This window comes from Mucilaginibacter sp. P4_A11, from assembly GCF_056402535.1.
Genome location: NZ_JBFUHE010000006.1, coordinates 12,512 through 38,526, shown reverse-complemented (window position 1 = coordinate 38,526; position 26,015 = coordinate 12,512). Strand labels below are relative to the sequence as shown.

Annotated in this window: 28 protein-coding genes; 10 read left to right on the top strand and 18 right to left on the bottom strand. The window is 41.3% G+C overall.

Going from position 1 to position 26,015, the window contains the following annotated elements:
- Positions 1–65 precede the first annotated feature (65 nt).
- The 6 genes from AC1DUD_RS13200 to AC1DUD_RS13175 form a co-directional block, all read right to left on the bottom strand.
- A complete protein-coding gene (locus AC1DUD_RS13200; RefSeq protein WP_477375151.1) occupies positions 66–671 on the bottom strand; it encodes a carotenoid biosynthesis protein in 606 nt (201 codons plus the stop codon).
- Positions 672–721: 50 nt separating this feature from the next.
- A complete protein-coding gene (locus tag AC1DUD_RS13195; protein ID WP_477375150.1) occupies positions 722–1,810 on the bottom strand; it encodes a glycosyltransferase family 2 protein in 1,089 nt (362 codons plus the stop codon).
- A gap of 3 nt (positions 1,811–1,813) precedes the next feature.
- A complete protein-coding gene (locus tag AC1DUD_RS13190; RefSeq protein WP_477375149.1) occupies positions 1,814–2,413 on the bottom strand; it encodes a lysophospholipid acyltransferase family protein in 600 nt (199 codons plus the stop codon).
- Between the two features lie 206 nt (positions 2,414–2,619).
- Positions 2,620–3,243: a lysophospholipid acyltransferase family protein gene (locus AC1DUD_RS13185; RefSeq protein WP_477375148.1), complete on the bottom strand. Its 624-nt coding sequence runs from the start codon at positions 3,241–3,243 to the stop codon at positions 2,620–2,622.
- Positions 3,244–3,246: 3 nt separating this feature from the next.
- Entirely contained in the window at positions 3,247–4,056 is an 810-nt protein-coding gene (locus AC1DUD_RS13180) for an alpha/beta fold hydrolase (RefSeq protein WP_477375147.1), read from the bottom strand.
- Between the two features lie 81 nt (positions 4,057–4,137).
- Positions 4,138–5,385 carry a 3-deoxy-D-manno-octulosonic acid transferase gene (locus AC1DUD_RS13175; protein ID WP_477375146.1) on the bottom strand — a complete coding sequence of 416 codons (1,248 nt, stop codon included), beginning with the start codon at positions 5,383–5,385 and terminating at the stop codon, positions 4,138–4,140.
- 254 nt (positions 5,386–5,639) lie between these two features.
- On the opposite strand from AC1DUD_RS13175, the gene AC1DUD_RS13170 reads away from it, so the two are divergent.
- The 4 genes from AC1DUD_RS13170 to AC1DUD_RS13155 all read left to right on the top strand — a co-directional run bounded on the left by AC1DUD_RS13170 (position 5,640) and on the right by AC1DUD_RS13155 (position 9,575).
- Positions 5,640–6,623, top strand: a complete 984-nt coding sequence (locus AC1DUD_RS13170) for a UDP-glucuronic acid decarboxylase family protein (RefSeq protein WP_477375145.1) — start codon at positions 5,640–5,642, stop codon at positions 6,621–6,623.
- A gap of 115 nt (positions 6,624–6,738) precedes the next feature.
- Positions 6,739–7,764 carry a UDP-glucose 4-epimerase GalE gene (gene galE / locus AC1DUD_RS13165; protein WP_477375144.1) on the top strand — a complete coding sequence of 342 codons (1,026 nt, stop codon included), beginning with the start codon at positions 6,739–6,741 and terminating at the stop codon, positions 7,762–7,764.
- 12 nt (positions 7,765–7,776) lie between these two features.
- Positions 7,777–8,832 carry a dTDP-glucose 4,6-dehydratase gene (gene rfbB / locus AC1DUD_RS13160; RefSeq protein WP_477375143.1) on the top strand — a complete coding sequence of 352 codons (1,056 nt, stop codon included), beginning with the start codon at positions 7,777–7,779 and terminating at the stop codon, positions 8,830–8,832.
- 2 nt (positions 8,833–8,834) lie between these two features.
- Positions 8,835–9,575 carry a tyrosine-protein phosphatase gene (locus AC1DUD_RS13155; protein WP_477375142.1) on the top strand — a complete coding sequence of 247 codons (741 nt, stop codon included), beginning with the start codon at positions 8,835–8,837 and terminating at the stop codon, positions 9,573–9,575.
- A 117-nt stretch (positions 9,576–9,692) separates the two neighbouring features.
- On the opposite strand, the gene AC1DUD_RS13150 is transcribed toward AC1DUD_RS13155, so the two are convergent.
- Both AC1DUD_RS13150 and AC1DUD_RS13145 read right to left on the bottom strand, forming a co-directional pair.
- Positions 9,693–10,436, bottom strand: coding sequence for a barstar family protein (locus AC1DUD_RS13150; protein ID WP_477375141.1), 744 nt, complete (start codon positions 10,434–10,436; stop codon positions 9,693–9,695).
- A 164-nt stretch (positions 10,437–10,600) separates the two neighbouring features.
- Complete coding sequence (locus AC1DUD_RS13145) at positions 10,601–11,839, bottom strand: ABC transporter permease (RefSeq protein ID WP_477375140.1); 1,239 nt, start codon at positions 11,837–11,839, stop codon at positions 10,601–10,603.
- A 181-nt stretch (positions 11,840–12,020) separates the two neighbouring features.
- On the opposite strand from AC1DUD_RS13145, the gene AC1DUD_RS13140 reads away from it, so the two are divergent.
- A complete protein-coding gene (locus AC1DUD_RS13140) occupies positions 12,021–12,749 on the top strand; it encodes a TlpA family protein disulfide reductase (RefSeq protein WP_477375139.1) in 729 nt (242 codons plus the stop codon).
- 99 nt (positions 12,750–12,848) lie between these two features.
- Here AC1DUD_RS13140 and AC1DUD_RS13135 read toward each other — a convergent pair whose 3' ends face one another.
- Positions 12,849–13,196, bottom strand: coding sequence for a HesB/IscA family protein (locus AC1DUD_RS13135; protein ID WP_477375138.1), 348 nt, complete (start codon positions 13,194–13,196; stop codon positions 12,849–12,851).
- 91 nt (positions 13,197–13,287) lie between these two features.
- Between AC1DUD_RS13135 and AC1DUD_RS13130 the strand changes: the two genes are divergently transcribed.
- From AC1DUD_RS13130 to dnaA, 3 genes are all read left to right on the top strand, one after another.
- Positions 13,288–13,818, top strand: a complete 531-nt coding sequence (locus tag AC1DUD_RS13130) for a DUF7935 family protein (RefSeq protein WP_243485630.1) — start codon at positions 13,288–13,290, stop codon at positions 13,816–13,818.
- 4 nt (positions 13,819–13,822) lie between these two features.
- On the top strand, positions 13,823–15,373 hold the full coding sequence (locus AC1DUD_RS13125; RefSeq protein ID WP_477375137.1) for an acyl-CoA mutase large subunit family protein: 1,551 nt from the start codon (positions 13,823–13,825) through the stop codon (positions 15,371–15,373).
- A 433-nt stretch (positions 15,374–15,806) separates the two neighbouring features.
- Positions 15,807–17,231 (top strand): chromosomal replication initiator protein DnaA, encoded by a 1,425-nt coding sequence (dnaA, locus tag AC1DUD_RS13120; RefSeq protein WP_477375136.1) that lies wholly within the window; start codon positions 15,807–15,809, stop codon positions 17,229–17,231.
- Between the two features lie 98 nt (positions 17,232–17,329).
- Here dnaA and AC1DUD_RS13115 read toward each other — a convergent pair whose 3' ends face one another.
- Positions 17,330–18,214 (bottom strand): PhzF family phenazine biosynthesis protein, encoded by an 885-nt coding sequence (locus AC1DUD_RS13115; protein ID WP_477375135.1) that lies wholly within the window; start codon positions 18,212–18,214, stop codon positions 17,330–17,332.
- A 271-nt stretch (positions 18,215–18,485) separates the two neighbouring features.
- Here AC1DUD_RS13115 and AC1DUD_RS13110 point away from each other — a divergent pair, with 271 nt between their 5' ends.
- Together AC1DUD_RS13110 and AC1DUD_RS13105 are read left to right on the top strand one after the other, a co-directional pair.
- The gene (locus AC1DUD_RS13110; protein WP_477375134.1) at positions 18,486–20,879 is read left to right on the top strand and encodes a redoxin domain-containing protein; all 2,394 of its coding nucleotides are present in this window, start codon (positions 18,486–18,488) and stop codon (positions 20,877–20,879) included.
- 38 nt (positions 20,880–20,917) lie between these two features.
- On the top strand, positions 20,918–21,379 hold the full coding sequence (locus tag AC1DUD_RS13105) for a nuclear transport factor 2 family protein (RefSeq protein ID WP_477375133.1): 462 nt from the start codon (positions 20,918–20,920) through the stop codon (positions 21,377–21,379).
- A gap of 40 nt (positions 21,380–21,419) precedes the next feature.
- Here AC1DUD_RS13105 and AC1DUD_RS13100 read toward each other — a convergent pair whose 3' ends face one another.
- The 8 genes from AC1DUD_RS13100 to AC1DUD_RS13065 form a co-directional block, all read right to left on the bottom strand.
- The gene (locus tag AC1DUD_RS13100) at positions 21,420–21,776 is read right to left on the bottom strand and encodes a DUF5615 family PIN-like protein (RefSeq protein WP_477375132.1); all 357 of its coding nucleotides are present in this window, start codon (positions 21,774–21,776) and stop codon (positions 21,420–21,422) included.
- Positions 21,776–22,003 (bottom strand): DUF433 domain-containing protein, encoded by a 228-nt coding sequence (locus AC1DUD_RS13095; RefSeq protein ID WP_477375131.1) that lies wholly within the window; start codon positions 22,001–22,003, stop codon positions 21,776–21,778. Before AC1DUD_RS13095 ends, AC1DUD_RS13100 begins: the two co-directional genes overlap by 1 nt.
- A gap of 50 nt (positions 22,004–22,053) precedes the next feature.
- The gene (locus AC1DUD_RS13090; protein WP_477375130.1) at positions 22,054–22,605 is read right to left on the bottom strand and encodes an NUDIX hydrolase; all 552 of its coding nucleotides are present in this window, start codon (positions 22,603–22,605) and stop codon (positions 22,054–22,056) included.
- On the bottom strand, positions 22,598–23,002 hold the full coding sequence (locus AC1DUD_RS13085; protein ID WP_477375129.1) for a hypothetical protein: 405 nt from the start codon (positions 23,000–23,002) through the stop codon (positions 22,598–22,600). Before AC1DUD_RS13085 ends, AC1DUD_RS13090 begins: the two co-directional genes overlap by 8 nt.
- Before the next feature lie 24 nt (positions 23,003–23,026).
- The gene (locus AC1DUD_RS13080) at positions 23,027–23,815 is read right to left on the bottom strand and encodes a TPM domain-containing protein (RefSeq protein WP_477375128.1); all 789 of its coding nucleotides are present in this window, start codon (positions 23,813–23,815) and stop codon (positions 23,027–23,029) included.
- An 11-nt stretch (positions 23,816–23,826) separates the two neighbouring features.
- Positions 23,827–24,261 carry a TPM domain-containing protein gene (locus tag AC1DUD_RS13075; RefSeq protein ID WP_477375127.1) on the bottom strand — a complete coding sequence of 145 codons (435 nt, stop codon included), beginning with the start codon at positions 24,259–24,261 and terminating at the stop codon, positions 23,827–23,829.
- 107 nt (positions 24,262–24,368) lie between these two features.
- Positions 24,369–24,950 (bottom strand): LemA family protein, encoded by a 582-nt coding sequence (locus AC1DUD_RS13070; protein ID WP_477375126.1) that lies wholly within the window; start codon positions 24,948–24,950, stop codon positions 24,369–24,371.
- A 249-nt stretch (positions 24,951–25,199) separates the two neighbouring features.
- Complete coding sequence (locus AC1DUD_RS13065) at positions 25,200–25,775, bottom strand: RNA polymerase sigma factor (RefSeq protein WP_477375125.1); 576 nt, start codon at positions 25,773–25,775, stop codon at positions 25,200–25,202.
- Between the last annotated feature and the right edge of the window lie 240 nt (positions 25,776–26,015).

Genomic DNA, 26,015 nt, shown 5'->3' with positions numbered 1-26,015 from the left:
TAACATTGATTGTAATGATTATGTTGATTTCGCTGATTTTTATGCTGATAAATATTGATTGCCTTTTAATACATCAAATTCAAAACAGCAAAAAACACAAATTGTGCAATCAACAATGCCGGGGCAATAATGCTTTGCTGTTTAAATTTGAACTGCTCAAATATAAAAAGCAGCAATGCGCTAAGTAAAAACCAGCAAACATAGTTTTTGAAAGGAATGCCTGCATCCAGCCAGTGCCAGTAATCAAAATGTATTGCAATAGGTTCAATCAACACATCAAGTAGCGTTAGGATTATGGCCCCCGAAAGTATCCTTATCGTTGCGTTTTTAAGACGACTTCTTTGCAGCGTAACACCCGCAGCATAAATGAGCAGGAACCAATTCACCCCGATCATCAAAGGGATCTCAAATAGTTTGGTGCCCAGCGTTCCACCGTAGCGGTAGTGGCCGAAGATCCAGCCGGTATGTACGCCAATATACTCGGCCGCAAAACCAATCAGGAAAACAATTAAGGCAAACAGCAGAAACCGAATATCTAAAGTATCATAGCTATACAAGATTATACCCAGCATTAATAGCAAATGCCATGGCACCAGTGCTATAAATAATACTGTTAAAGATGGAACGATAAAGCCTATCAGCCCCACCAAATGAAACAGCAGGATAACCATTATACAGATCCTGTTTTTTGAAGGTTCAGTAATATTAGTTATTGAGGATCTCAAATTTTTCGCCCTTTCCACATGGTGGTTTTGGTAAGATGGCGTTGTATAGATAATATTGCTACTACCAGCAGGCTAAACATCTGGGCAGGATGTAAAAGGATATTGTACCCTGCGTTTTGCCCGGCCGAAAGCGAGATCATGATCCGCGTAAGCAAAATAAGTCCCAAGGTAAAAAATATCAAAGGCAGGTTCAGGGTTGTAAGAATAATCAACGGACCCGCGATGGTGATGGTAATATATACCAAAAAGCCGATGATACTGTAGTTAAAAGCAGCCAGAAAATTTTTGCTAAACCCGTTTATTGCCTCGTTGTATCCCCGGTACATGCGGCAACTGATCATGCCGTTGGCCAGCAGTGCTTCGCCGTTATAATTTTCGGCTTTAATAAGGCGCATGATCTCCACATCTTCTACCACTTTGTTTTTCACTGCTTTGTGCCATTGATGTTTATGGTAAATGGCGGCATCAAATAACATGAACTGGCCGCTGGCCGCCGCTACCGAAGCATTTTTTACGATATATACCAGGCGTAAAGGCAGCAGGTTAAGCAATATGAAATGCATGAGCGGTACTACCAGGTTTTCGCCGGTAGTAAGCATAGTTTGGTTGGTGAACAGGCTTAACAAACCTAACTGGTGCAGGTGCATGCGGTGTACCGCGCTATTGATCAGCCGGTTGCTGATCTGCTCGTCTGCATCCAAAAACAGCAGGTATTTGCCATCTGCCTGTTTAGCCATTTGGTGGCAGGCGTAATTTTTACCCATCCAGCCATCGGGTAATTTATTACCTTTTATTACCCTGAAATGAGGGTGCCCGGCTGCAAACTCGTTACAAACCCGGTATGTATCATCGGTCGAATCATCGTCATAAATAATAACCTCGTAGTTGTTATAATCCTGCTGATGGATAGAGTTTAACAGGGTTAGTATATTGCCGGCCTCGTTACGTGCGGGGATCAGGATGGACACCTTATCCGAATAATACCGACCTATATGGGGCAGCTTAGGGTTGGAGATATAGTTGAACAGCGTTACCGCAAACCTGAGTATGATAAAAAAGAGGGTTATTAATATGGCTATTATCACTTTTTATATATCAATTTCGGTTTGTTGTAATTTGGAGGCTTCATAATGCCTTTGGTATGCTTCCTGTAATTTATCTATGCTTTTTCCGGCGTAATTTTCGGGTTCGCTTTTTAAGTAAACGGTTGCTGTGGGCTTTTTATGTTTAAAGTACTGAATAAAAGTTGAAGCAAAAACAAGCTGGAAATTTCCGGCCGCTTTTTCAACTATCCTTACAAGTCCTTTTTCAAATTTTATGTTTGTAACAAAGTTAGCATACAGCCTGCCCTGCGGAAACATTAAAACCAAATTTGCAGGATCGTTAAGTAATTCGGCAGCGTAATCGAGCGATTGAAGTACGCTCCTGGAATCTTTTTTTACCGAAAAGGCGCCCACATATATCAGGAAGCGCTCTTTACGGGCGGTTTCTTCCAGGATCATGACATGCAGTTTTTTCTTTAGTAGTTTCTCGTTGATACAATATAAGATCAATCCGTCCCAAAAACTAAAGTGATTACCAATAAGTAGCACTGACTTGTTTTTGTCAATCGCAATATCATCAAACAATAACTCATGAAATGTTTTGCTAACCGCCCATTTGATATAGTAATGGACAATGCGGTTCATGAAAAAGTTATTTTTATTGCGGATCATATTTTGACACGAATGTATTGCATGTCGACGACAATTTTATCGAATTAAACGAATTAAAGCAGTTAACACGAATGCATTGCTTACTGAACAATTTAGCCGAATTACACGAATTTTATCGCCCGGTTTATCAAATGGAATTAGCGTCACTTCGAAACAATTCGGGAAATTAGCGTCAATTGTTAATGCTCCATATTGATCTGATTTTTCAAAGCTTGCTGATGGGCATTGTTAATGTTCTCTTTCAACTGTTCAAAAGTGAGTTGGCTGGCAACTCCCAAATCAAATAAGTGAACATAAGCACGTGGTTTCAGGCTTTCAAAGTAATCTATCAGGATGCAATGGTAAACCACCTGGCAGGGGCCTTTTATCTGCTGCATGAGTTTATAAACACCTTTTTCAACGTGGATGTGCGTTTCATGGTTAGAGTACAATTCGCCCTGCGGAAATATCACGATCAGGTTGTCGGGTTGATCCAGGATCCCGGCCGAGTAAGTGAGCGACTCGAGCATAGCCCTTGATCCCTTTTGGATGGAGTAGGCACCTATGTACCGTAAGTAACTGCGCTGATCAAACTGATCCTGCTGCATCATTACGTAGTATTGTTTTTTGAGATTGTAAACGGCTGTCCAGTTGGCAATAAAGCCGTCCCACCAGCTGAAATGATTACTCAAAAGTAATGTTGAATGACCAGGCCGAGGTTCAAAAGGCTGTACATTAATCTCTTTAAAATTACGGCTGATCCACCAACGAACATAGCTGATGTATAGTTTACTCCAGAATTTCTTTTTTCGCGAGGGTACCATGTTTTATTTAACTAAATACTCATCCAGTGCTTTTGTAACCAGCCAGTGCCCAAGCTCAACCTCGTGTACTTCGGCGTCATCAAGCATTCTTAAAAATGGCATAGCTGCCGATTTTGGGAACAGCTTGTCATGCTTTCCAAATATCAGCAAACATTTGATTTTATGCTGATTGATGAGCCGGGCTACTTTCTCCGCATCTGGTTTTAACAGCCTGATCAAATTTAGGGTATAATAAGTATCAAGCCGTTTTTGTTCAGTATCAATTTCATTGTAGGCTATTTGATAAAGGCTTTCATCAATAACACCAACCTTTTTTACACTTTTTACTAAAAAAGGGGCAAGCCATTTACTTTTTGTAGCTGTGCGAAAAATTGCCCTGCCAAGTTTGTTATGCAATATAAAATGAAAACCTTTAAAAACAGCCAGGCCATCGGGTGCCATTAATATAATATCGTCAATCATATCGGCATATTCTTCAACCAATATCAGGGCCAGGTTGGCACCTATAGAATATCCCATTACCGAAAAACGCTGCCTGCCATAAAGTTTAAACCATTCTTCCATGTAATTACGTACCATGGCTTTGGGCATTCCGTTCAGGATCTGCTGTTCTGTCCAGCTGTCGAGCCTGCTTTCGCCGTGAAAAAAATGATCGAAACCGTATATGTGATACTGGGGTAAAACAGATTGATCAAGTACATGAAACTGCTTACCCGTCATGCCATAACCATGAAAGGCCAGCAATGGCTTCTGACCGGTACCATATTCGTGAAAATGTGCTTTGCCCAAGCCGGGCAGATGTAAAAAACCCATTAAGGCAATATTAAGAATTTATGGCTTTTGTACAGTAAATACCGCTGTTTTGTTTTAGGAGATGGTAATTTGAATGAATAACTATTTATCGATATACTTCATGATCATCTCCGTAGCACCCACATTTTCCTTTACATAATTGAATACCTTTTTGCTGGTAACATTATAAAAAGCGTCATCATTAACCAGTGTATCAACAATGCCTTTCAGCTCGGTTTCGTTGTTGATGCTAAACCCGGCTTTGATGGCGATGAGCTCCCTGGCCTCATTAAACTTTTGATAGTTAGGGCCAAAGATAACCGGCAGGCCGAAAGCCGCCGCCTCTAAAGTATTATGGATCCCTACACCAAAGCCGCCGCCTATGTAGGCAATATCCGCATAAGCATAAAGTGACGAAAGCATACCGATGTTGTCAATGACGAGAGACTGTAGGTTGGAGGTTAGAGATTGGTTAATGAAATCTCCGGACCTCAGACCTTCGGCTTCGGACTTTAATTGGGAGAATGTAATTGCCTTCCCTTCCGGCAATAAACCTATCAGGTTGTTAATCTTCTCCTCCGGTATTTCATGCGGGGCGAAGATGAATTTCCAATCAGGGTATTCGCTTACCAGTTTGGCTAATAAGGCTTCGTCCTGTGGCCATGTGCTGCCTGCGATAAACAGTTTATGCCCGTTTTTAAACTCATCTATCAAAGGCAGTACTTTCGGGTTTTGCGAATTGGCCCAAACACGATCGAACCGGGTATCGCCGCTCACGGATGTATTGTTGATACCGATGCCTTGCAATAATAGCTTAGAAGCCTCATCCTGTAAAAAGAAGTGGCTTACCAGGCTCAATATGTTGCGGTTAAAACCGCCGTACCATTTAAAGAATACCTGCCCCGGCCTGAATATGCCCGATACAATATATAAAGGGATGTTACGCCTGTTTGCTTCGTTAAAAAAGTGGAACCAATATTCGTATTTAGTGAAAATAATAATCTCCGGGTTAATGGCATCAATAAAGCTGCGGGCGTTTTTTGCGGTATCTAAAGGCAGGTAATAAACATAGTCGGCAAGCGGGGTGTTTTTCCTGATCTCGTATCCCGAAGGAGAAAAAAAAGTGACCACTATTTTCTTCCCCGGGCGTAAATTTCTTATTGCTTCCAGTATTGGCCTGCCCTGTTCAAACTCGCCAAGTGAGGCAAAATGAAACCAAATACTGCTTTCTATCCGTATAAAGACAGTGTTTTTACGTCCTGCAACCCAAAGTTTTGCCTTATTGTTAAACAATGAGGCAAAACGGATAAAAAGGGAATATAATTTGATTCCTATATTATATAATAACATCAATTTTAATGCTGAATGATTATCTTAGCCGGGCATAAAAGTAATAACAATAATTACAATATTGGTTTTATGGCCCGCCCGGTGCCGTAATAAGCTGGTTAAAATGGTTGATCATACAAATTGTTTACCTTGAATTTGAACACATTTAATACCATGGATGTAACAATAATTGATGGGCATACCCTGTATGATCTGAACAGGATGAAAGACCATAGATTTTATTATAATAGTATAGGCCGTAAAACAGTAGTAATATGACAGAAAGAAAAAGGATCCTGATCACCGGAGCAGCCGGCTTTTTAGGCTCGCACCTGTGCGACAGGTTTATTAAAGAAGGTTACCATGTAATAGGCATGGATAACCTGATTACAGGTGATTTGAGAAATATCGAACATTTGTTCAAGCTGGAAAACTTTGAGTTTTATAACCATGATGTATCCACGTTTGTATATGTACCCGGCGAATTGCACTACATCCTGCATTTTGCCTCGCCTGCAAGCCCGATCGATTACCTGAAAATCCCGATTCAAACATTAAAGGTAGGCTCATTGGGTACCCATAACCTGCTTGGGCTTGCCCGTAATAAAAAGGCAAGGATGCTGATTGCATCAACTTCAGAAGTATATGGTGACCCGAATATCAACCCGCAGCCGGAGGAATACTGGGGCAATGTAAACCCTGTAGGCCCGAGAGGGGTATATGACGAAGCAAAAAGGTTCCAGGAAGCCATCACCATGGCCTACCATACTTTTCATGGACTGGAAACGAGGATCGTAAGGATCTTTAACACTTATGGCCCAAGGATGAGGCTTAACGATGGTAGGGTATTGCCGGCCTTTATTGGCCAGGCATTGAGGGGCGAATCGCTGACAATGTTTGGCGATGGTTCACAAACCCGGTCATTTTGTTATGTAGATGATTTGATAGAAGGCATTTACCGTTTACTGCACAGTGATTATGCCCAGCCGGTGAACATTGGTAACCCCGATGAGATCACGATCCGTGAATTTGGTGAGGAGATCATCAAACTTACGGGAACGGATCAAAAGTTAATCAGCCTGCCGCTACCTACAGACGACCCGAAACAACGTCGTCCGGATATCACGAAAGCCAGGGCCATACTGGGCTGGGAGCCAAAGGTATCCAGAAGTGAAGGTTTGAAGATTACTTTAGATTACTTCAAATCATTACCAGAACAGGAAATAAATCATAAAGATTTTACTTATTACAACAAGTAAGGTTAACAAGGCCGGAAATTAAATTTGGGCCTTTTTTATAATATAACATAAAGTAGATGGATAGTCACAATCTATTTACTTGGTTAAACATTAAAATATACACTCTATTTAAACGATGAAAATATTAGTAACAGGCGGTTTGGGTTTTATTGGATCTCATACAGTTGTTGAATTGATTAATGCAGGTTATGATCCTGTTATTGTTGACGATTTGTCAAACTCAGATCCTAAAATATTGGATCAACTTACAAAGATATTAGGCTTTACCCCGGTATTTCACAAACTTGACCTTTGTGATGAAGCCGCCGTTCGGTCGCTTGCACTTGCCGAGCCAGAAATAAGCGGTATCATCCACTTTGCGGCTTTCAAAGCAGTAGGCGAATCGGTTAAAAAACCGATGAAATACTACAGGAATAATTTTTATTCGCTTATCAACTTATTAGAAGCTTACTACGGTAAGGCTATTAATTTTGTATTTTCATCAAGCTGTACAGTTTATGGCCAGCCTGAAAAACTGCCCGTTACAGAAAATGCTCCTGTGCAACCAGCACAATCGCCATACGGCAATACCAAACAAATAGCCGAAGAGATTTTGGTTGATATGGTAAATTCCGGCACCAATTATAAAGTGATCTCATTACGTTATTTTAACCCGGTAGGTGCCCATGAGTCGGCCCTGATTGGTGAGTTGCCAATTGGTGTACCTCAAAATTTGGTGCCTTTTATTACGCAGACAGCTATAGGCAAACGCGAAAAAATAACTGTTTTTGGCGATGACTATAATACACCTGATGGTAGCTGCATTCGCGATTACATTCACGTAGTTGATTTGGCCAAAGCTCACGTAGCTGCATTAAAGCTTGCCCAAAAAGATGAATTTAAAGGTTATGATGTGTTTAACCTGGGTACTGGTAACGGCACTTCGGTGTTGGAAGTAATTCATGCTTTTGAAAGCACAACAGGCGAAAAACTGAACTATGAAATCGGCCCGCGCCGCGAAGGTGATGTGGAGCAGGTTTGGGGCGATGTTACCAAATCATCAACCAAACTTGGCTGGACAGCCCAACTTGGTATTGGTGAAATGATGTCATCGGCCTGGGAATGGGAAAAATATATCGCTCAAAATCCTTTCAATAAATAACAACGGCAGGGAATGAAAAAAAAGATCATTATTACAGGAGGGGCTGGGTTTATTGGCTCGCATGTGGTGCGCAGGTTTGTAAAGAATTATCCTGATTATAGTATTATTAATTTAGATAAACTTACTTACGCAGGTAACCTGGCCAATTTGAAGGATATCGAAAATGAACCTAATTATAAATTCATAAAGGGTGATATTGTTGATATTGATTTTATAAATAAACTTTTTGAAGCCGAAAACCCCGATGCGGTAATCCACCTTGCTGCCGAATCACATGTAGACAGGTCGATCACTAATCCGGTTGAATTTGTAATGACCAATGTGGTAGGTACAGTAAATTTATTGAATACCGCCCGCGAGCACTGGAAAGGCAGATATGATCAAACCCGTTTTTACCATGTATCAACAGATGAGGTATATGGCTCGCTTGGCGAAGACGGCATGTTTACCGAAGAAACCGCCTACGACCCGCATTCTCCCTATTCGGCTTCAAAGGCTGGGTCTGATCATTTTGTAAGGGCGTACCAGGATACTTACGGTATGGATACCGTGATATCAAATTGCTCAAATAACTACGGATCGTTTCATTTTCCGGAAAAGCTAATTCCGCTGGCAATCAATAATATCAAACAAAGTAAACCGGTACCTGTATATGGTAAAGGCGAAAATATACGTGACTGGCTTTGGGTTGAAGACCATGCGCGCGCTATTGATGTGATATTCCATAATGCCAAATCAGGCTCAACCTATAATATTGGCGGCCATAATGAATGGAAAAATATTGACCTGATAAGATTGCTTTGCAGTATATTGGACAAAAAATTAGGCAGGACCGAGGGAGATTCGGCCAAACTGATCACTTTTGTAACAGACAGGGCCGGGCACGATCTAAGATATGCTATTGATGCAACCAAACTCAAAAATGAATTGGGTTGGGTGCCGGGCATAACTTTTGAAGAAGGTTTGGAAAAAACAGTAGATTGGTACCTTGCTAATGAGGAATGGCTTAATGATGTAACGTCGGGACATTACCAGCAGTATTACAGCAGTCAGTATAACGATAGATAAAAATGTTCGGGCTTTTTAAGAGGAAAAAGGAAGTAAGGGAATCAAAATACAACTATGAAAGTATCATGGTTGATATGCACTCACATGTGTTGCCCGGAATTGACGATGGTGCCAAAACACCTGAGGATTCGGTAGAGTTGATAAAGAAGATGATGGAACTGGGGATAAAAAAAATTATTGCCACGCCCCACATCATGATAGATTTTTATCGTAACACTCCCGAAACTATTGGAAACGCACTCACCATATTAAAAGCCGAACTGGTTAAACAGGGAATTGATATACCTGTTGAGGCCGCTGCCGAACACTATTTTGATGAAACGTTTGAAGGGCGTATAGAGAACGGGCCGGTTATGACTATGGGCGATAACCATGTGTTATTTGAGTTTTCATTTATAAATCAACCACCAAATACTTATAGTGTAATTCAAAAGCTTCATGACAAGGGGTATAAGCCTATTTTAGCCCATCCGGAGCGTTACCAGTACCTTGATTTGGATACGTTGAGGAACCTTCATAGCTGGGGAGTTGATTTTCAGCTTAACACGATATCCCTTACCGGATACTATGGCAAAGACATAAAAAAGATGGCCGAAGAACTGGTTGATAATAGCTTGATAGATTACATTTCAAGCGACATGCACCACTTGAGGCATGCAGCGGCATTTGCTGATTCACTTAAAACAACCTATATCGAAAAGTTACTTTTCGATTATCCGCTTAAGAACAAGATGTTGTTTTAGATAAATTTATCACAAAAAAGGTGCATTTAATGCGCCTTTTTTGTTGGATGATGTGTTGAGATCGGTTGTACTATCGGAGTTTTCTTTTTGTTGAGATATGCCTTGTCGCGGGGCAAGCTATATTTCTTCAACGGAAAATTTAAATCGTTCGAAAACTCCTTTTGTAAGTTGATATAACTCGTAAACTTTAGGATCTGATATTTTTGTACTGCTGAAGAATGTCATTTTTCTTTGTTCCTTTAAACCACCGTTGTGGAATATCTCTAATAAACAATCTTCGAAAGTATAAAGACTATGTCCAAAATATCCTTTTTCTCCAATGAATTCTAAACTGATCCAATAAAGAAAATCGTTATCTTCATTTATCAATGACCAATCAATCTTGTAATAATCCCGGTCAAGTATTTGTGAACTTAACCCTGAATATGAAAGGCAACAGTCGATGTAATCTTCTTTAAGCAGTGAATTCAAAGGAAGATCTTTCCATTTAATACTCTGATCTTTAGCCCACAAGCTAAAAACATCTACACGACCTTGCCGATACTCTGTAAAATAATCATCATATACTAACCCTGAAATCCAAAGTGATGATTTTTCCAGATCTCCATAATCGATCAAGTACACTTTAAAGTTTTCGATAGATAGCCTTCTTCTGAATTTATCAAAAATATCGACTTGTATTTTCAATTCGTTTGAGCCAATGTAAAATGCGTCATCTGTTTTTTGTAGAATTCTCTTTTTTGAAGTGGCGCTAATACCCGTAAAAGTAAACTTACGAGCGGTGCCTGGTGCAAACGGCTCTAACCAAATATATTTACAAGTGAGCAGGATTTTATTCTCAGCGTATACCTTAACTTTCATTATTACGGATTAACAGTTTATCCATATTCCAAACAAGTTACGCTTCCGTTGAGTTAGCGAATTTTATTCTGGGGAAAAGAATATCCATCAGTATTTTTAAAGAGGATGTTTCTGCTATTTTAGGTTGAGTGAAAGCATTTCTTTGAGCTTTATTGCTTCTGTGCTTATTCATACCTCAAAGCCTCAACCGGATCAAGTTTGGCTGCCTTTTTTGCGGGGTAGTAACCCGATATTAAACCGATAAACGTACATAGTATTACTGCAAAGAACAACCAGCCCCATGGTACTACAAACGCGCCACTTATTTGTACGGCAATGAGGTTTCCGGCGGCCATACCCAGTATCATGCCGGCCGCGCCGCCTATAAGGCAGATCACTATAGCCTCTATCAAAAATTGTTTACGGATGATAGCCGGGGTTGCCCCTATGGCTTTGCGCACGCCAATTTCACGGGTGCGTTCTGTTACCGATACCAGCATGATGTTCATAAGCCCGATGGCCGCACCTATGAGTGTGATAATGCCAACTGCAAAGCCGGCGGCAGTAATACCTGCAAGCTGGCCTGATAATTCCTTTTGAATGGAATCGCTCCGGCTTATTTCAAAGTTATCCTGGTTAACAACGTTAAGCCCTCTTACATTTCTAAACAGGGAAGTGGCTTCACCGATAGTAGCATCAAGGGCACCGGGACTGGCCACTTTAACAGTTACCGTGAATGAGGCATTTTTTGTACTGTCTATCTGCTTAGCTTTCAATACAGGGATCACACAAAATTTATCGCCCCCAAATGAGCTCGAACCTTTTGATGCAAATACACCAACTATCCTGAACCTGTCGGTGCCAAGGTATATTGATTTATTTATCGGGTCCTCGGTTTTAAATAGTTTCTTTTTGATCTCATCGCCAATGATAACCACGTTTGAGCCATGTTCCAGCTCAGAAGCCGAGAAATTACGCCCGAAAGCCAGTTTTTTGCCTGCTGTAAGCAGGTAGTTTTCATTAGAGCCTGAGATAGATATGTTTGGATTGGTTTTTTGGTTACCATATTTAGCTACAGCGGTACCGTTCACCTCTAAATTAATGGCTACGGCCACCGGTAGTTTAAAAGTGTTTTTGAAACGTACGGCCTGATCATAGGTAATGGCCGGATAAACCTTGCGATGCCCGCCATTGCCAAAATTTAGCCCTTCGCCGCGGTTTTGCAAAGTGAAGGTATTGGCGCCAAGATCGGCAAAAGCATCATTAGTAAACTGCCTGATCCCCTCAATTGCTGTTAAAATACCAACCAAGGCCATAATGCCTATAGCAATGATCAGCGCGGTTAATGAGGTGCGCAGCCTGTTGCCGGCTATGGACTGTAATGCAATAGAAATGTTTTCTTTGTAAGAGGTTTTTACCGGCATGGTATAAATATAAAAAACTTGTTGGTATGACTAAGCACTATAGCTATTTGTTACAGGGGCTGAGCACTAATTTTTTGATTGCTGACATATCTGATTGTAATAATATTGGGAGCATTGAAATAGTCTGATTTGGCGGCATGCCAATTATACTTTAAATTTCGGCCGAAATTTAAACCTTGAAATGAAAAATCACATCCTCTTGTTTTCCATCGTGTTGTTGGCCATGGGTATTTCAAATGCATATGGGCAGATTGAGATAACAAAACCAATAGAAGAATATGGTTTTAACGAAAAAACAGTGGTCGTCAATGCGAAGGGCGAAAAATATCCCTTTGCTAAGTGGCATGAACTCGTGGCTACAGGCAGTTATATGTTGAAACCCGTACAGCATGATAGCGACAGTTCGGCTTTTGTTTTGACGAAACGTGATAACCTTACAGACGGACGTTTACCTGTTAATGCTAATAAACCACCGGAGACCAGGTTTTTTAAAACAGGCAGCACTTTTAATTTTTTTAGTATGAAGGATGTTAACGGTAATATGATTACAGCTGCAGATCTGAAAGGGAAAATTGTTGTTCTGAATTTTTGGTTTATAGCTTGCCCTCCCTGCAGGTATGAAATGCCGGAACTAAATCACCTTGTTGAAGCATATCAGAATAATAAAGATGTTGTTTTCATCGCAATTTCGTTGGATAAAACGGAACAGGTTGAACGATTTTTGAAAGTATCGCCATTTAAATATCATGTCATCGGTGATTCGATGCCATTGTTTGCCTATTACGGGGTTGATGAATGTCCCGTGAGTTTGGTTGTTGACAGGGAAGGAGTTATAAGATTTAACAGCCAGGGCTACGGGGATGGAACCGTGCCGGCTTGGATCAGGAAAACTATAACGGATATTCGGTAGCAATTCTTAAAGATTTAAAAGCACACGGGTATATCTCTAAAAACAAAAGCCGTTTCATATTTGCTATGAAACGGCTTTCAATATTTTAACCGGGTTTGTTTAAACCGAGAAAGAAGAGCCGCAGCCACAGGTGCTGGCAGCGTTAGGATTGTTGAAAGTAAAGCCACGGGCATTTAATCCATCCTGGTAGTCGATCTGCATGCCGGCCAGGTATAAACCATGCGCTTTGTGCATAAATACTTTGATGTCATCAATAATGTATTCCTGATCGCCGTCTTTTTTCATATCGAAGCCTAAGATATAGTTCATACCCGAGCATCCACCACCCTCAACACCCACACGTAAACCGAAGTCTTCGCTTATTTCTTGCTGGTCTTTCAATTTAAAAAGTTCTCTTACAGCGCCCGGCGTAAAAGTAACCGGAGCGGTTTCAACAGCTATACTCATCTTATTTTTATTTATTCTACACAAATATAACGTAAAATGCAGATTTTTGTTAATGTCATAATTTTATGACCCCTGTATAACATTCATAAACATGCCCACTCTACCTTTTTTGTTTGATATTTTAAAGTATACTATTTCGGGCTTAGGCGTTGTGTATATCGCTTTTTATCTTTTTAAGCCATATCTTGATAAATCGGAAAGTATCCAGCTATTGGAATTAAAGCGTACCATCAGCAATCAAACTCTGCCATTACGCTTACAAGCCTATGAAAGGGTTGTATTATTCATTGAAAGGGTTAACCCGGCAAGTTTGCTTATCCGTTTAAACGGTTCGGCCGATACTGCCGCTGAATTACAGGCTATTATTATTAATGAGGTACGTAATGAGTTTCAACATAACATTACCCAGCAAATTTATGTAAGCGCCCGGGTTTGGAACGTGGTGAAAAGGGTAAAGGATGATACCATCAATATGATCAATAATGCGGTTAAGGCATTGCCGCCGGATACTTCAGCGCTTGAGTTAAGCAAAGTGATCCTGGTGCATTTAAGCAAGCTGGAAGATAATCCTTATGATGTGGCGTTAGGCCTGATCAGGCAGGATATGGAAGAATTATACTAAGCTCATGGCCGCGGATAAAAAGATCACCACTACATCGGGTATTGAAATTAAGGAGGTTTATACCGAATCTTCAAATATGAATGAATTGCCCGGCGAATTCCCTTTTACCCGCGGCATCCAGAAAGATATGTACCGGGGCAAACCCTGGACCATGCGGCAGTATGCCGGTTTTTCAACCGCCGAAGAATCAAACAAGCGCTACCATTATTTATTAAGCCAGGGTACCAACGGACTTTCGGTAGCGTTTGATCTCCCGACACAGATAGGTTATGACTCTGACCATGCCCTTGCCGAAGGCGAGGTAGGTAAGGTAGGGGTAGCCATTGATTCGTTAAAGGATATAGAAATCCTGTTTGACGGAATTGAACTGAAGAATATCACCACCTCCATGACCATCAATGCCACAGCCCCAATCCTGCTGGCTATGTATATTGCTTTAGCCAAAAAGCAGGGAGCAGATCTCAAGCAGATTTCCGGTACTATACAAAACGATATATTAAAGGAGTACGCCGCCCGCGGCACCTATATATACCCACCTGCACCGTCCATGCGGCTCATTACTGATGTGTTTGAATATTGCAGCAAAGAAGTGCCTAAATGGAATACTATTTCTATATCAGGCTATCACATTCGCGAAGCCGGCTCAACCGCGGTACAGGAACTGGCATTTACATTAGCCAACGGTAAGGCTTATTTAAAAGCCGCGTTAGATAAGGGACTTGATATTAATGTTTTTGCCAAACGCCTTTCTTTCTTTTTTAATTGTCATAGCAATTTTTTCGAGGAGATAGCCAAGTTCAGGGCTGCCCGGCGCATGTGGGCTCATATTGTCCAGCAACTCGGCGCTACCGATCCGGGTGCTCAAAAACTCCGTTTTCATACCCAAACCGGTGGCTCCACTTTAACTGCCCAGCAGCCCTTAAATAATATTATAAGGGTAAGCAACCAGGCTATGGCTGCTGTATTGGGAGGTACGCAATCATTGCATACCAATGGATATGATGAAGCACTGTCGTTACCTACCGAAGCTGCTGCTAAAATTGCCTTGCGCACCCAGCAGATCATCGCGTTTGAAAGTGGCGTTACCGATACGGTTGACCCGCTGGCGGGTTCATACTTTATAGAGGCCCTGACAGATGAGATAGAGGCCGCCGCCCAATTATATATAGATAAGATAGAGGCCATGGGCGGTGCAGTGAAAGCTATTGAGCAGGATTACATCCAGCAGGAAATAGCAGCTTCGGCCTACCGGTACCAGCAGGAGATCGAAACCGGCGAAAAAGTGATTGTAGGGGTTAACCGCTTTACACAGCAGGAAGAAGCGCCTGTTAATGTATTTAGGGTGGATGACACTATAAGAAAAATGCAGTCGGAGAAAATTACCGAGCTAAAAAATACGCGCGATAGAGAAACTGTTGAGAAAAGTTTACATCTTTTGAGAATTGCAGCTACAGGCACTGAAAACTTAATGCCTTTTATCGTAACTTCGGTTGAAAGCTATGCTACGCTGGGGGAGATTGCCGATGTACTACGCGGCGTTTTCGGGGAATATTAGTATCGTGGTGCGGCTTTTGGGCGTATGCTTATAGCGTGCCGCAAATCAACAAAACTTGGTTTTTATTTTTATAAGGCACTAAACCAGTGTATTAATTTTTAGTTTGAAATAATAGCTGAAACGGCTCAACAATTGCCGCTGTTTTGGCGTATAATTAAGGGTTGTGACCCTCGTTTTTATTTTGATTTTTCTTGAAATTTCAAAAAAAGAAAAAAATAATTAAAAAATAATTGGATTATGATTTTGTATGGAAAATTATGTTATCCATACAAAAATTTCATTAAAAAATCGAATTTGTTAATAAAAAGCCAATTGTTAAAAAAGTGAAAATTTAATTTTTTTATAAGCTTTTTTTGGCAATATTCGATGTTCCGTAGCAAGGCCAAAAGTTGTTTCGCTGGGGGTTGGAAATCAATATTTTACTAATATCTATATGGAAAAAACTTGTACGAACGTTTGGAATAGCTGCCTTCAGATCATCAAAGACAACATACCGGCCCAGAGTTTTAAAACCTGGTTTGAGCCGATAAAAGCTTTGAGGATGGAAGGGAGTGTATTAACCATACAGGTACCAAGTTTATTTTTTTATGAGTGGCTTGAAGAGCACTATGTTGGGTTACTGCGCAAAACAATTAAGAAACAATTAGGCGACGAAGGACGTTTAGAGTATAATATAGTTGTTGAGCAATCATCAAGTAAACCATACACAACTAATATGCCTTCAAACGGAAATGGCGCTGATTCAAAACATCAGAGTATGCCGATACCTATTTCAATTAACAAGGATATTAAAAACCCCTTTGTTATACCCGGGCTCAAAAAGTTGAATGTAGATCCTCAGCTTAACCGTAACTACACTTTCGAAAACTTTGTTGAAGGTGATTGTAACCGTTTGGCCCGTTCTGCAGGATACGCTGTTGCTGCTAAACCGGGAGGTACCTCTTTTAACCCGCTGATGATTTACGGTGGTGTAGGTTTAGGTAAAACCCACCTGGCACAAGCCATCGGTAACGAAATTAAACGCACACTGCCCGATAAGCTGGTACTGTATGTGTCATGCGAGAAATTTACGCAGCAGTTTGTTGATGCCTTAAAGCACAATAACATAAACGATTTTGTGAACTTTTACCAGGCTATTGATGTGCTGATCATGGATGATGTGCACAACTTTGCGGGTAAAGAAAAAACACAGGATTTCTTCTTCCATATTTTTAACCACCTGCACCAGTCAGGTAAGCAGCTGATCATTACATCAGATAAAGCGCCTAAGGATCTGGCCGGTTTGGAAGAGCGCCTGCTTTCGAGGTTTAAATGGGGCCTTTCTGCCGATCTGCAGATCCCTGACCTGGAAACACGTATGGCTATCCTGAAAAACAAAATCTACCAGGACGGTATCGAGCTATCTAACGATGTGATCGAATACGTTGCTCATAACATCGACAATAACGTGCGTGAGCTGGAAGGGGCAATGGTATCATTGCTGGCACAGTCAACGCTTAACCGTAAGGAGATTGACCTGAACCTGGCTAAACAAATGTTGAAAAACTTTGTGAAGAACTCATCTAAAGAAATTTCGATGGAGTACATTCAAAGCCTGGTGTGTGAGTATTTTGAAGTGCCAATCGAGATGGTAAAATCACAAACCCGCAAACGCGAAATTGTGCAGGCCCGTCAAATTTCTATGTACCTGGCCAAAGCCCATACCAAAAGCTCCCTTAAATCAATCGGCCATTTCTTTGGTGGCCGTGACCACTCTACCGTGATCTATGCCTGCCAAACTGTAGAGGATTTGATTGACACCGATAAAAAATTTAAAGGTTACGTAGCCGATATCCAGAAGAAACTAAAAATGTCGTAATACGTACGACCTTGAACATACAAAAGCCCTGCACATTTTATGCAGGGCTTTTTTGTTGGGATAAATTATTCAATAGCCTGAATCAATTGATACTTCGTTTACAAAAATAATGTACCCTCCATTACAATTACTGATGAGCCACTTACCAATACATTTTCGGGTGTTACTTTTATGTGGATGGTAGATGGATGATTTACCAGCACTCCCTGCAAAATTTTATAATCCTGGTTGATGCTTATGTAATTGGCCTGCTGCAAAAATCCGGCGAGGGGTCCGGCAGCTGTTCCTGTGGCAGGGTCTTCGTCAATACCATATGCCGGGTTAAAAAAGCGGGTTTCGGTTAGATAGCCGTTTTCTGAAACATCGGTCGTAAATAAGTAGAACCCTTCAAAACCGTAGCTTTTTGAAATTTCCTTAAGCTTATCGGGGTTGGGGATAGCCCGGTTAAGGAGCGCCCTGTTTTTTACGGGTACCATAGTGTGGGCTACCTCTGTTTTCATGATGGTAGGCTTCCAATTATTTAATTCCAGGTAGGCTGCTTCCAAACCGAGTGCCGCCGCTATGATTTCCGGATCAACAGTACCAAGGTTCTTCGCGGCCTGTTGTTTTACTGCTACCCGTATCAGGCCATTTTCCTCATTGATCACAACGGGTAATTTTTCATTCTTCATGGTTACCCAATGCCCCGCGTCCTGACCGTTAAAAATATCCCATCCTTTAAGTAACGCCAGGGATACAGCCCCCAGGAAGTTATGACCACCGCCGCCAACTTCATGATTTCCCGGAGTAAATGAACGTACTTTAAGTGACTTTTCGGTATCAGAATACCACACAAAGGATGTTTCGGAATAGCCAAACTCACGGGCTATGTTGTAGTATTGATCTAATTCCAGCTCGTCATCACACCACACTACTGATAATGGATTGCCTTTATATAGTTGGTTGGTGAATACATCAAGGATATAGTATGGTAACTTTTTCATAGGTAAAGGATGTTTTTGCTTTCCGCAAAGTAATGAAGCACTGTGTATTAAATGTCAGTGTAATTTAAAATTGAATAATGAATTATGAGTGATTTTATAAGGTGCATCATGTTTTTTATCTTTTACGGATAGGGAGGATTTAGGTAAGAAGTAAAAAGCATGATCAGGCGGGCTTATCTCAAACAGTATACGTTTTTATCAATTAAGCCCGCTTGATTAAATTGCTAATTAAATGTAGATTTAACGGTTACAACACACTACTAAACCTTACATGAAAAAACTAACCCTGTTACTGCTGCTTTTTGTTTGCTTTTCCCGCCTTTACAGTCAGTCTGTCTCGCTTGAAAAAGGCAAAGAATTTGAAATAGATTCACATACGGCGGTAAACTCGCCTGATAACCAAAATGATTATACCTATACCTTTTGGTTTAAGTTTATAGGACGTGAGGGCGCTAATACGTTGCTCGATTGCAAGCTGGTTAAGGCAGTTACTTCCGAAAAATTTACAAAGTATGCTTTTGCCAACGGAACTTTAAATACCGATAGCATTCGCAGGTACAGGCCTAATTCGTCAAGTGCATTGCTGCCCCTGGCATTATTACAGCAGCCACTTAAGGTTACCATTGGGCCGCATGGTGAACTATTAAATATTACCGGTTTTGACGAAGCATTTCAGGATGCCATAACCCGTTGGGTACTAAAGGATGATATTGCCGATCAGCTAAAAAATAACGCTAAATTTTTTCCAAAAGAGGCAATTGAAAGTTTGTTTTTGCCTTTGCCGGCCCAGCGTATAGCTTATAAAAGCGAATGGTCAAGTTCAACCACCAACTATAAGGTTACTGCTATTAACGGTGCCTTGCTTTACATTGCTACTTCAAATATCAAGGTGCCCGGCAGCATAGCAGATAACGTAACAGGCGACATTGTTTTTAATGAAGTAACCGGTTTAACCGAACAGTTGCAAAACGGCAACATAGCTAAAATTGAAATCATCACCGATGGAAAAAAACAGCTGGTACCTATGTTTAAACGTACGCAAACTGTACGATATAGGGCAGAAAAGCACTCGGTTGATACTGCCTGGCTTAATATGGCTATAAAAACAAATACAACATTTAGCAAAGCATTCAGGACTAATACTGAGATTGATTCAGTAAAAGTGAAAGGCTATTTTAAAGCACATGATGCCACTTTTGCCAATGATGCCCACTATGCCGTTGTAAAACTTAGCCTGATGCAAAGTTCGCATGAAGATTTAAAATATGAAAAGCAGTTGCTGCAGACACCTACCCGATTTTTAAAAGATAACGAAGTACATCTGTTCAATAAATTTGGTAGTGTACTTGAGATCTCGGCCGATTCGGCTTATGAAGTAGCGCGTTATATGTACAAGCTGCACGGATTTAACGAGTTGGTACAGCAATCATATGCGCAAAGCTTTTTAAATTTTGAAATAGAGGAAATGATGAAGGATGATGGGTTCAAAAAGTACGTGAAAGAAAAAAATCTCAGTCCGGATGATGTAAAAAAGATGGTTGCCGAACAAAACGAAAAAAGGCGCGATGCTAAAAATAAAGCCCGGCAACTGCTTGACCTTTTGCACAATGATCGTGACCCATTAATGCAGCAAAAAATCAATGCACTGTATCTTTGGGTAAATGCAAAAGACACTCCCGGCGATGCGGCGGTTTTAAGCAAAGCTGCCAACGCGTTTATGCACATGGATGATGCGGAGATGAAACAGGGTAATGGCGGCAGGTATGCTTTGTTGGTCTATAAATTGCTCGTTGATGCCAAAAAACAAAAGACCGCGGATGCTTTGCTTTTAAAAACCGTCCAAAATTTGGAAAGGTACACAGCGGATACACTCAATACAGATCGTTTTGCAGCTCAGAATATATTGGCTTACGCCTGTTACTTGCAGTATACCGCTGCTAAAGTAACCGATTCGGTAAAAGCGCTGCAATACCTGTCAAAAGCTGCCAGGTATTCGCCCCATAGCAGTAAGGAAAAGGCTTACGCCAGTTTTTACGACAGGGTGTTCCTGCATTCCAAAGAGGGGTACAGGGACGAGTTTATAGAACGCCTTTTTAACAACGGCGATGAGCAACAGGCCCTCGGTATTTTTGCAGAGCACATTAATGCGGAGCCGATGAGCCTTGATGAGATGCAGAAAGTTTATCAGCAGCATGTGCCCGGTAAAAGCTTTCCAGAGTTTTTTAAAACCAAAGTGCTTGATACCTGGCAAACGGCGCCTGCGTTTACCCTGAAAGGAATTGACGGTAAAGATCACGCCCTGGCCGATTTTAAGAACAAATGGCTGGTTATTGATTTTTGGGGAACATGGTGTGGGCCGTGCCGCTCAGAAATGCCCGATATAAATACCTTTAACCAGGAAATTAACGATGGTAAACATAAAGGCATCACTTTTATGAGTGTAGCCTGCCGGGATAATGAGGCCAATGTTAAAGCATATTTTGCAGCCAATAAGTTCGATCTACCTGCGGTAATGTCTGACGGAAATATTGAAAAACAGTATGCTATTTCGGGCTACCCGTCAAAAATAGTTATATCGCCTGATGGCAAGATGCTGTCCCTGAAATTTGGCGATGACTGGGCCTCGATCATCAAAAAGTTTAATGAGATTGTGCCGGCAAACTGATCATTATGGTTTGTCATGGCATATTGCTATCTTCAGCTATGAAAAAGATCTTGCTGTTTTTACTTGCCTGCTTTGGTTTTAATGCTTTGTCTTTCGCTCAGCAAACTGAGCAGGACGTTATTAAGCAAACCATCAATACCATGTTTACCGCCATGCGGAAGGGAGATAGTACCATGCTGCGATTAACTTTTGCCAAAGGAATAGCTTTTCATAGCGTAGCTAACAAAAAAGATGGCACAACAGCTTTAGAGATTGAAAACCCGGATGACTTTATAAAATTGGTTGGTACCCCGCATAAAGGTGTTTATGACGAAAGGGTAACCTTTGCCGATATTAAAATTGATGGTCCGCTGGCCAGCGTTTGGGCTCCGTATAAGTTTTATTTAGATGATAAATTCAGCCATTGCGGCGTAGATGTTTTCCAGCTGATGAAAACTAATGATGGCTGGAAGATCATTTACATTGTAGATACCCGGCGGAAGGATAATTGCCCTGAGTGATGCTTAAAGCATTAGCAATTGTCGTGAAATAGATTGCTTTCTACAGATATAGTTCATATATCCCTAAAGAGTCGTCTTCAATAAACTGAGCTATTGAATCTTCGACCTTTGATAAAAGTTCAGCTATCATTCTGGTGTTTACATTCCCGGTCCGCAACCATATTATTTTAGGAGGAAAGGAATAAAGATTTTGCAGTTCCCAAAAGTCCTCGTCAAAAGTTAGAATTGAATAATTGTTATTTTTTGCGAATTGCCATATACGAATGTCGCTTAAACGTTCATGCGGTGTGATTTCATTTACAGGCAATATGTCCCAGGATGGAAGCATCTTTTTTAAACGCCACGAGATATTCTCATCGGTAATAATACGGATACCGCGAGAAGCAATAACAGCCATTATACAACCTTTATTATTCGCTCCTTATTGGCTGCATAGGCCAGACAAGCAAATATATGATCTTCGGTCAGTTGAGGGAAATCTTCGATAATCTCATTATGAGTTGAGCCAGAAGCGAGCCACTGTAAAACATCGTACACTGTAATGCGTGTTCCGATAATCACAGGTTTCCCAAACCTTACTTCGGGATTTACTTCTATAAATTGTTTGTAATCAATCTGACGCATATTCAAATTTAACTAAAGAGATCCATATATGAAATATTCCTAAGGCATTCTTACATCACTCCCAGCTTCATCATCCCGTAAAACAAACCAGAGCAATGCATGGCTTGTTTTATTTCGTTATTAAGTAATAACTGTTTTACCTCGTCAATGGTATATTCCTCAACAATGAGGTCTTCCAGTTCATCAAGATGCTGTCCCTGTACTTTTTTACCGCCTTTGGTAAAGTAAGTAAACGTTTTATTGTTTGCCGTTGATGGGTTGCCATATACGGTGCAAATCAGTTCAAATTCATCAAACTGATAACCGGTTTCCTCCAGCAGCTCTCGGCGTATGGCGTGTACCGGCTCTTCACCTGCATCGATCACGCCACCCGGAATTTCAAGCGAGATGACGCCCGCAGCATGACGATATTGTTTCACCATAAGCACCTTGTTATCTTCGGTTATAGCCACTGCATTAACCCAGTTTGAATACTCAAGTACGTAATAATCTTCAACTATTTTGCCGTTGGGCATTTCGCATTTATCAATACGTAAGGTAGCCCAGGGGCCTTTGTGTATGTATGATGATGAAAGTAGTTTCCAGGTGAGATCTTTACTCATAGTTGTTTTGCAGAAATTGATAGATGATATTACGTTTATTTATATTTTCGAATGACGTACGGTGGTGATCCGTCTCCAACCGGTTAAATATGGAAATGATTTTTTGTAAGGCAGCTAATGTTTCATCATTAGCAACAAATGGCTCATAATACATATGTAATAATTGAGCTAATGCATCCAGCTTATCGGCCGAATAATTTCTTTCATCAAGCAAAAGGTCAAAATCTTCGATACTTAGTTCAAGTAATTCAGGCAGTTTAAGATCATACTCATCCTGAAGCATCTGATCAGCATGTTGAATAAACGCTTCCGGATTCGCCGCGTTTTTAAAGCCGGCAAGTCTTGTTATTGAGTATACGATTTTTTCGATTTCTCTTAAGATAATATCTTTTTGCATGGCGTTGTTTTTATTGTGTACGGTTTACCAGCTACCGCTTGAACCGCCGCCACCGCCGCTTCCGCCGCCAAAACCTCCGAAACCACCTCCAGAACCGCCACCACCGGAAAAGCCTCCCCAGTCGCCGCCGCTACTTCGGCCTCCGCCACCAAGCATATTGCCTGCCAGGAACCACCAGAATGGGCTTGCACCGCCACGGCGACCAATGATCTGCCTGCCTCCGCCTCCGCCACCGCGATTACGGAATACCAGGATCAGGATGACTACTACAATCGCGATAAATATAAAACCAGCCGAGCCGCTATTGCTTTGTTTTTGCTTTTTTGCAGCCTTGTACTCACCCTTCATCGCTTTAATGATGCTGTTAGTACCAGCATCAAGTCCGCCGTAGTAGTCGCCTTGTTTAAAGTGTGGTTTAAGGTCGTTTTGGATAATATCCTGTGTAACAATATCAGGCAAAGAGCCTTCGGCGCCGTAGCCGGTTTGGATACTCATTTTGCGATCGCCGATAGCTACCAGTACCAGCACACCATTGTTTTTGTCCTTTTGCCCTACTCCCCATTTACGTAACAGCTGAACGCCATAGTCATTAATGTCATAACTGCCGGTAGATTTCAGGATAACCACCGCAATTTGTGTTGAAGTAGAGTCGTTATAGGCAACCAATTTAGTTTCCAGCCGCTGTTTATCAGCCGGGCTTAGGGTGTTAGTATAGTCGGTAACGAGGGTATTAGAACGTTCAGGAAAATCCTGCGCCATTACGGTAATAGCGCAAAGTATAAATCCGAAGAACAGTATAAACTTTTTGAACATGTTTTTAGTTTTTAATCGCCATCCATAAAGGCAATATCATCGGGAAGTTCGTTTTGGTCGCCGTCATGATGAGGGAAGTATTTTTGCAGTTGTTCGCCGGCAATTTTGAGGCCTGTAACAATCCCTTCAACAATATCGCCATATTTAAAATGCTGCAGCATATCATCGCGGGTGGCGTCCCAAAAATTTGGAGGTACTACCTCGTTAATACCAGCATCGCCAATGATGGCAAATTTACGGTCGACAGTGGCAACATATACCAGCACACCATGCCTGAGCTTGGTTTTATGCATATTGAGCTGCATGAAATATTTTGCGGCACGGTCAAGAACCTCTTCGCTGCACCTTTTTTCAATACAAACCCTGATCTCGCCCGATGAGCGGCTTTCGGCCTCTTCAATGGCTTTACGGATGCGCTGCTGCTCCTCTTCGTTAAATACAGCCATATATTTTGTGATTACACTGATTGTTTTTGTGTTCACCGATTTTTTGTGATCTCACCAATTCAAATAGAATCGGTGAAATCTCCAGAAATCGGTGTAATCCCATCAAATTAATTGAACTCTACTTTTGGGGCTTTATCGGCACCTGGTTCGGCAGTAAAATAGCCTTTTGCAGAAAAGCCGAACATTTTGGCAGTTATATTGGCCGGGAATGAACGGATCTTGCTGTTGTATTCCTGAACAGCATCATTGAAATCTTTACGCGATACATTGATCCTGTTTTCGGTACCTTCCAATTGAATTTGAAGATCATGGAAGTTGGAGTTCGATTTCAGGTCGGGGTAGTTTTCGGTAATGGAAAGCAATTTACCAAGGGCCGCACTTAGTTCGCCCTGTGATGCCTGGAATGCTTTTATTGATTCGGGAGTAAGCTTATTAGGGTCAACCTGTACCGATGTTGCTTTTGAACGGGCCTCAACCACAGCGGTAAGGGTGCTCTTTTCAAAATTAGCGGCGCCTTTTACGGTGTTAACTAAATTGGGGATCAGGTCACTGCGGCGCTGGTAATCGCTTTGTACAGCTCCCCATTTGGCTTTAACGGTTTCATCCAATTTAACCATACTGTTGTAGCTGCATGAACTTAAGGACATAGCAGCTACTATAATTAATATAGCCGAGAATAACTTTTTCATTTGTTTTTCGTGTGTTTTATGTGATGTTTTTGTTTAGAGTACAATTCGCGTACCGTTGTTACAAACGCTGCGCATTGCTGACAAGGTGTCAAGGTACGGCTTTTCGATAAATTATAGAAGGATGTGAGATACGAGACGTGAGATATGAGAAATTTTTCACCATTATGAACACTTATAAAAAGCAGAAAGCCCCGCGAGGGGCTATAGCTTTATAGATGATCAGTGTAAATCTTTCAAAAGTAGCATCGGTTATCCTGCCAGGCAGTGCTCTTCGCGCATGGTGAGTTTGGCTACCATGTCTTTTAATAGGGTACGGGCACGGTGTAAAGTGGTGCGTGATAATAATTCGCTCATGCCCAGTGATGAGCCTATTTCCTGGTGCGAGTAACCTTCAATGGCATACATGTTAAAAACAGAGCGGTATGTTTTTGGTAGTTTTTGTACCAGTTTCATCAGGTCTTTAGCTTCGAGGCCATTATCATTGTATGAACTGCTTATAGGTATGGCGGCAGCTTCCTCTGCGGCAAAATCATCAACTAAAACCATTGGTTTTAATTTACGATAGCGGGATATAGCACAATGTACCATAATGCGGCGGATCCATCCCTCCAAACTACCTTCGCCGCGGTAGTTTTTCATGTTGCGGAACATTTTTATAAAACCTTCCTGTAATATATCCTGTGCTTCGTCTTTATCGGTTGCATAGCGCATGCAAACGGCCAGCATGCGGGGTGCCAATAGCCTGTATAATTGCTCCTGGCTCTTCCTGTCGTTAGTCAGGCAACCATTCCATATTGTGTGTAAGCGTTCGTCGGCGGTAGTCATTGTTTTATTATTTAAATACATGAGGTGCATGCCAATCTAAGTGCCATTTTGTAAGTTGTTGATTTTTAGTGATTTATTTTTTGTTGGCTTTTAAAACTGTTCGATAGCGTACGGTCATTGTGCAAAGCCGAACGGTTTTAAGGATATTAAACGCCGTTGAAAAAAAGCTGAATGGTTAAGGTTTGCGTTACAAACGCAAACCCATTTTAAGAGGCTGTATCATAAATCAAATTGGCCACC

Coding starts and splice junctions, on each gene's coding strand:
- AC1DUD_RS13070 (WP_477375126.1), bottom strand. CDS start 24,950: ATGAAAAAGTTATTCTCGGCTATATTAATTATAGTAGCTGCTATGTCC.
- AC1DUD_RS13105 (WP_477375133.1), top strand. CDS start 20,918: ATGAAAAAGATCTTGCTGTTTTTACTTGCCTGCTTTGGTTTTAATGCT.
- AC1DUD_RS13135 (WP_477375138.1), bottom strand. CDS start 13,196: ATGAGTATAGCTGTTGAAACCGCTCCGGTTACTTTTACGCCGGGCGCT.
- AC1DUD_RS13130 (WP_243485630.1), top strand. CDS start 13,288: ATGCCCACTCTACCTTTTTTGTTTGATATTTTAAAGTATACTATTTCG.
- AC1DUD_RS13080 (WP_477375128.1), bottom strand. CDS start 23,815: ATGTTCAAAAAGTTTATACTGTTCTTCGGATTTATACTTTGCGCTATT.
- AC1DUD_RS13170 (WP_477375145.1), top strand. CDS start 5,640: ATGACAGAAAGAAAAAGGATCCTGATCACCGGAGCAGCCGGCTTTTTA.
- AC1DUD_RS13075 (WP_477375127.1), bottom strand. CDS start 24,261: ATGGCTGTATTTAACGAAGAGGAGCAGCAGCGCATCCGTAAAGCCATT.
- AC1DUD_RS13085 (WP_477375129.1), bottom strand. CDS start 23,002: ATGCAAAAAGATATTATCTTAAGAGAAATCGAAAAAATCGTATACTCA.
- AC1DUD_RS13185 (WP_477375148.1), bottom strand. CDS start 3,243: ATGGTACCCTCGCGAAAAAAGAAATTCTGGAGTAAACTATACATCAGC.
- AC1DUD_RS13090 (WP_477375130.1), bottom strand. CDS start 22,605: ATGAGTAAAGATCTCACCTGGAAACTACTTTCATCATCATACATACAC.
- AC1DUD_RS13140 (WP_477375139.1), top strand. CDS start 12,021: ATGAAAAATCACATCCTCTTGTTTTCCATCGTGTTGTTGGCCATGGGT.
- AC1DUD_RS13190 (WP_477375149.1), bottom strand. CDS start 2,413: ATGAACCGCATTGTCCATTACTATATCAAATGGGCGGTTAGCAAAACA.
- AC1DUD_RS13100 (WP_477375132.1), bottom strand. CDS start 21,776: ATGGCTGTTATTGCTTCTCGCGGTATCCGTATTATTACCGATGAGAAT.
- AC1DUD_RS13125 (WP_477375137.1), top strand. CDS start 13,823: ATGGCCGCGGATAAAAAGATCACCACTACATCGGGTATTGAAATTAAG.
- AC1DUD_RS13180 (WP_477375147.1), bottom strand. CDS start 4,056: ATGGGTTTTTTACATCTGCCCGGCTTGGGCAAAGCACATTTTCACGAA.
- AC1DUD_RS13110 (WP_477375134.1), top strand. CDS start 18,486: ATGAAAAAACTAACCCTGTTACTGCTGCTTTTTGTTTGCTTTTCCCGC.
- AC1DUD_RS13175 (WP_477375146.1), bottom strand. CDS start 5,385: ATGTTATTATATAATATAGGAATCAAATTATATTCCCTTTTTATCCGT.
- AC1DUD_RS13200 (WP_477375151.1), bottom strand. CDS start 671: ATGGTTATCCTGCTGTTTCATTTGGTGGGGCTGATAGGCTTTATCGTT.
- AC1DUD_RS13095 (WP_477375131.1), bottom strand. CDS start 22,003: ATGCGTCAGATTGATTACAAACAATTTATAGAAGTAAATCCCGAAGTA.
- AC1DUD_RS13155 (WP_477375142.1), top strand. CDS start 8,835: ATGTTCGGGCTTTTTAAGAGGAAAAAGGAAGTAAGGGAATCAAAATAC.
- AC1DUD_RS13115 (WP_477375135.1), bottom strand. CDS start 18,214: ATGAAAAAGTTACCATACTATATCCTTGATGTATTCACCAACCAACTA.
- galE (WP_477375144.1), top strand. CDS start 6,739: ATGAAAATATTAGTAACAGGCGGTTTGGGTTTTATTGGATCTCATACA.
- AC1DUD_RS13065 (WP_477375125.1), bottom strand. CDS start 25,775: ATGACTACCGCCGACGAACGCTTACACACAATATGGAATGGTTGCCTG.
- AC1DUD_RS13150 (WP_477375141.1), bottom strand. CDS start 10,436: ATGAAAGTTAAGGTATACGCTGAGAATAAAATCCTGCTCACTTGTAAA.
- rfbB (WP_477375143.1), top strand. CDS start 7,777: ATGAAAAAAAAGATCATTATTACAGGAGGGGCTGGGTTTATTGGCTCG.
- dnaA (WP_477375136.1), top strand. CDS start 15,807: ATGGAAAAAACTTGTACGAACGTTTGGAATAGCTGCCTTCAGATCATC.
- AC1DUD_RS13145 (WP_477375140.1), bottom strand. CDS start 11,839: ATGCCGGTAAAAACCTCTTACAAAGAAAACATTTCTATTGCATTACAG.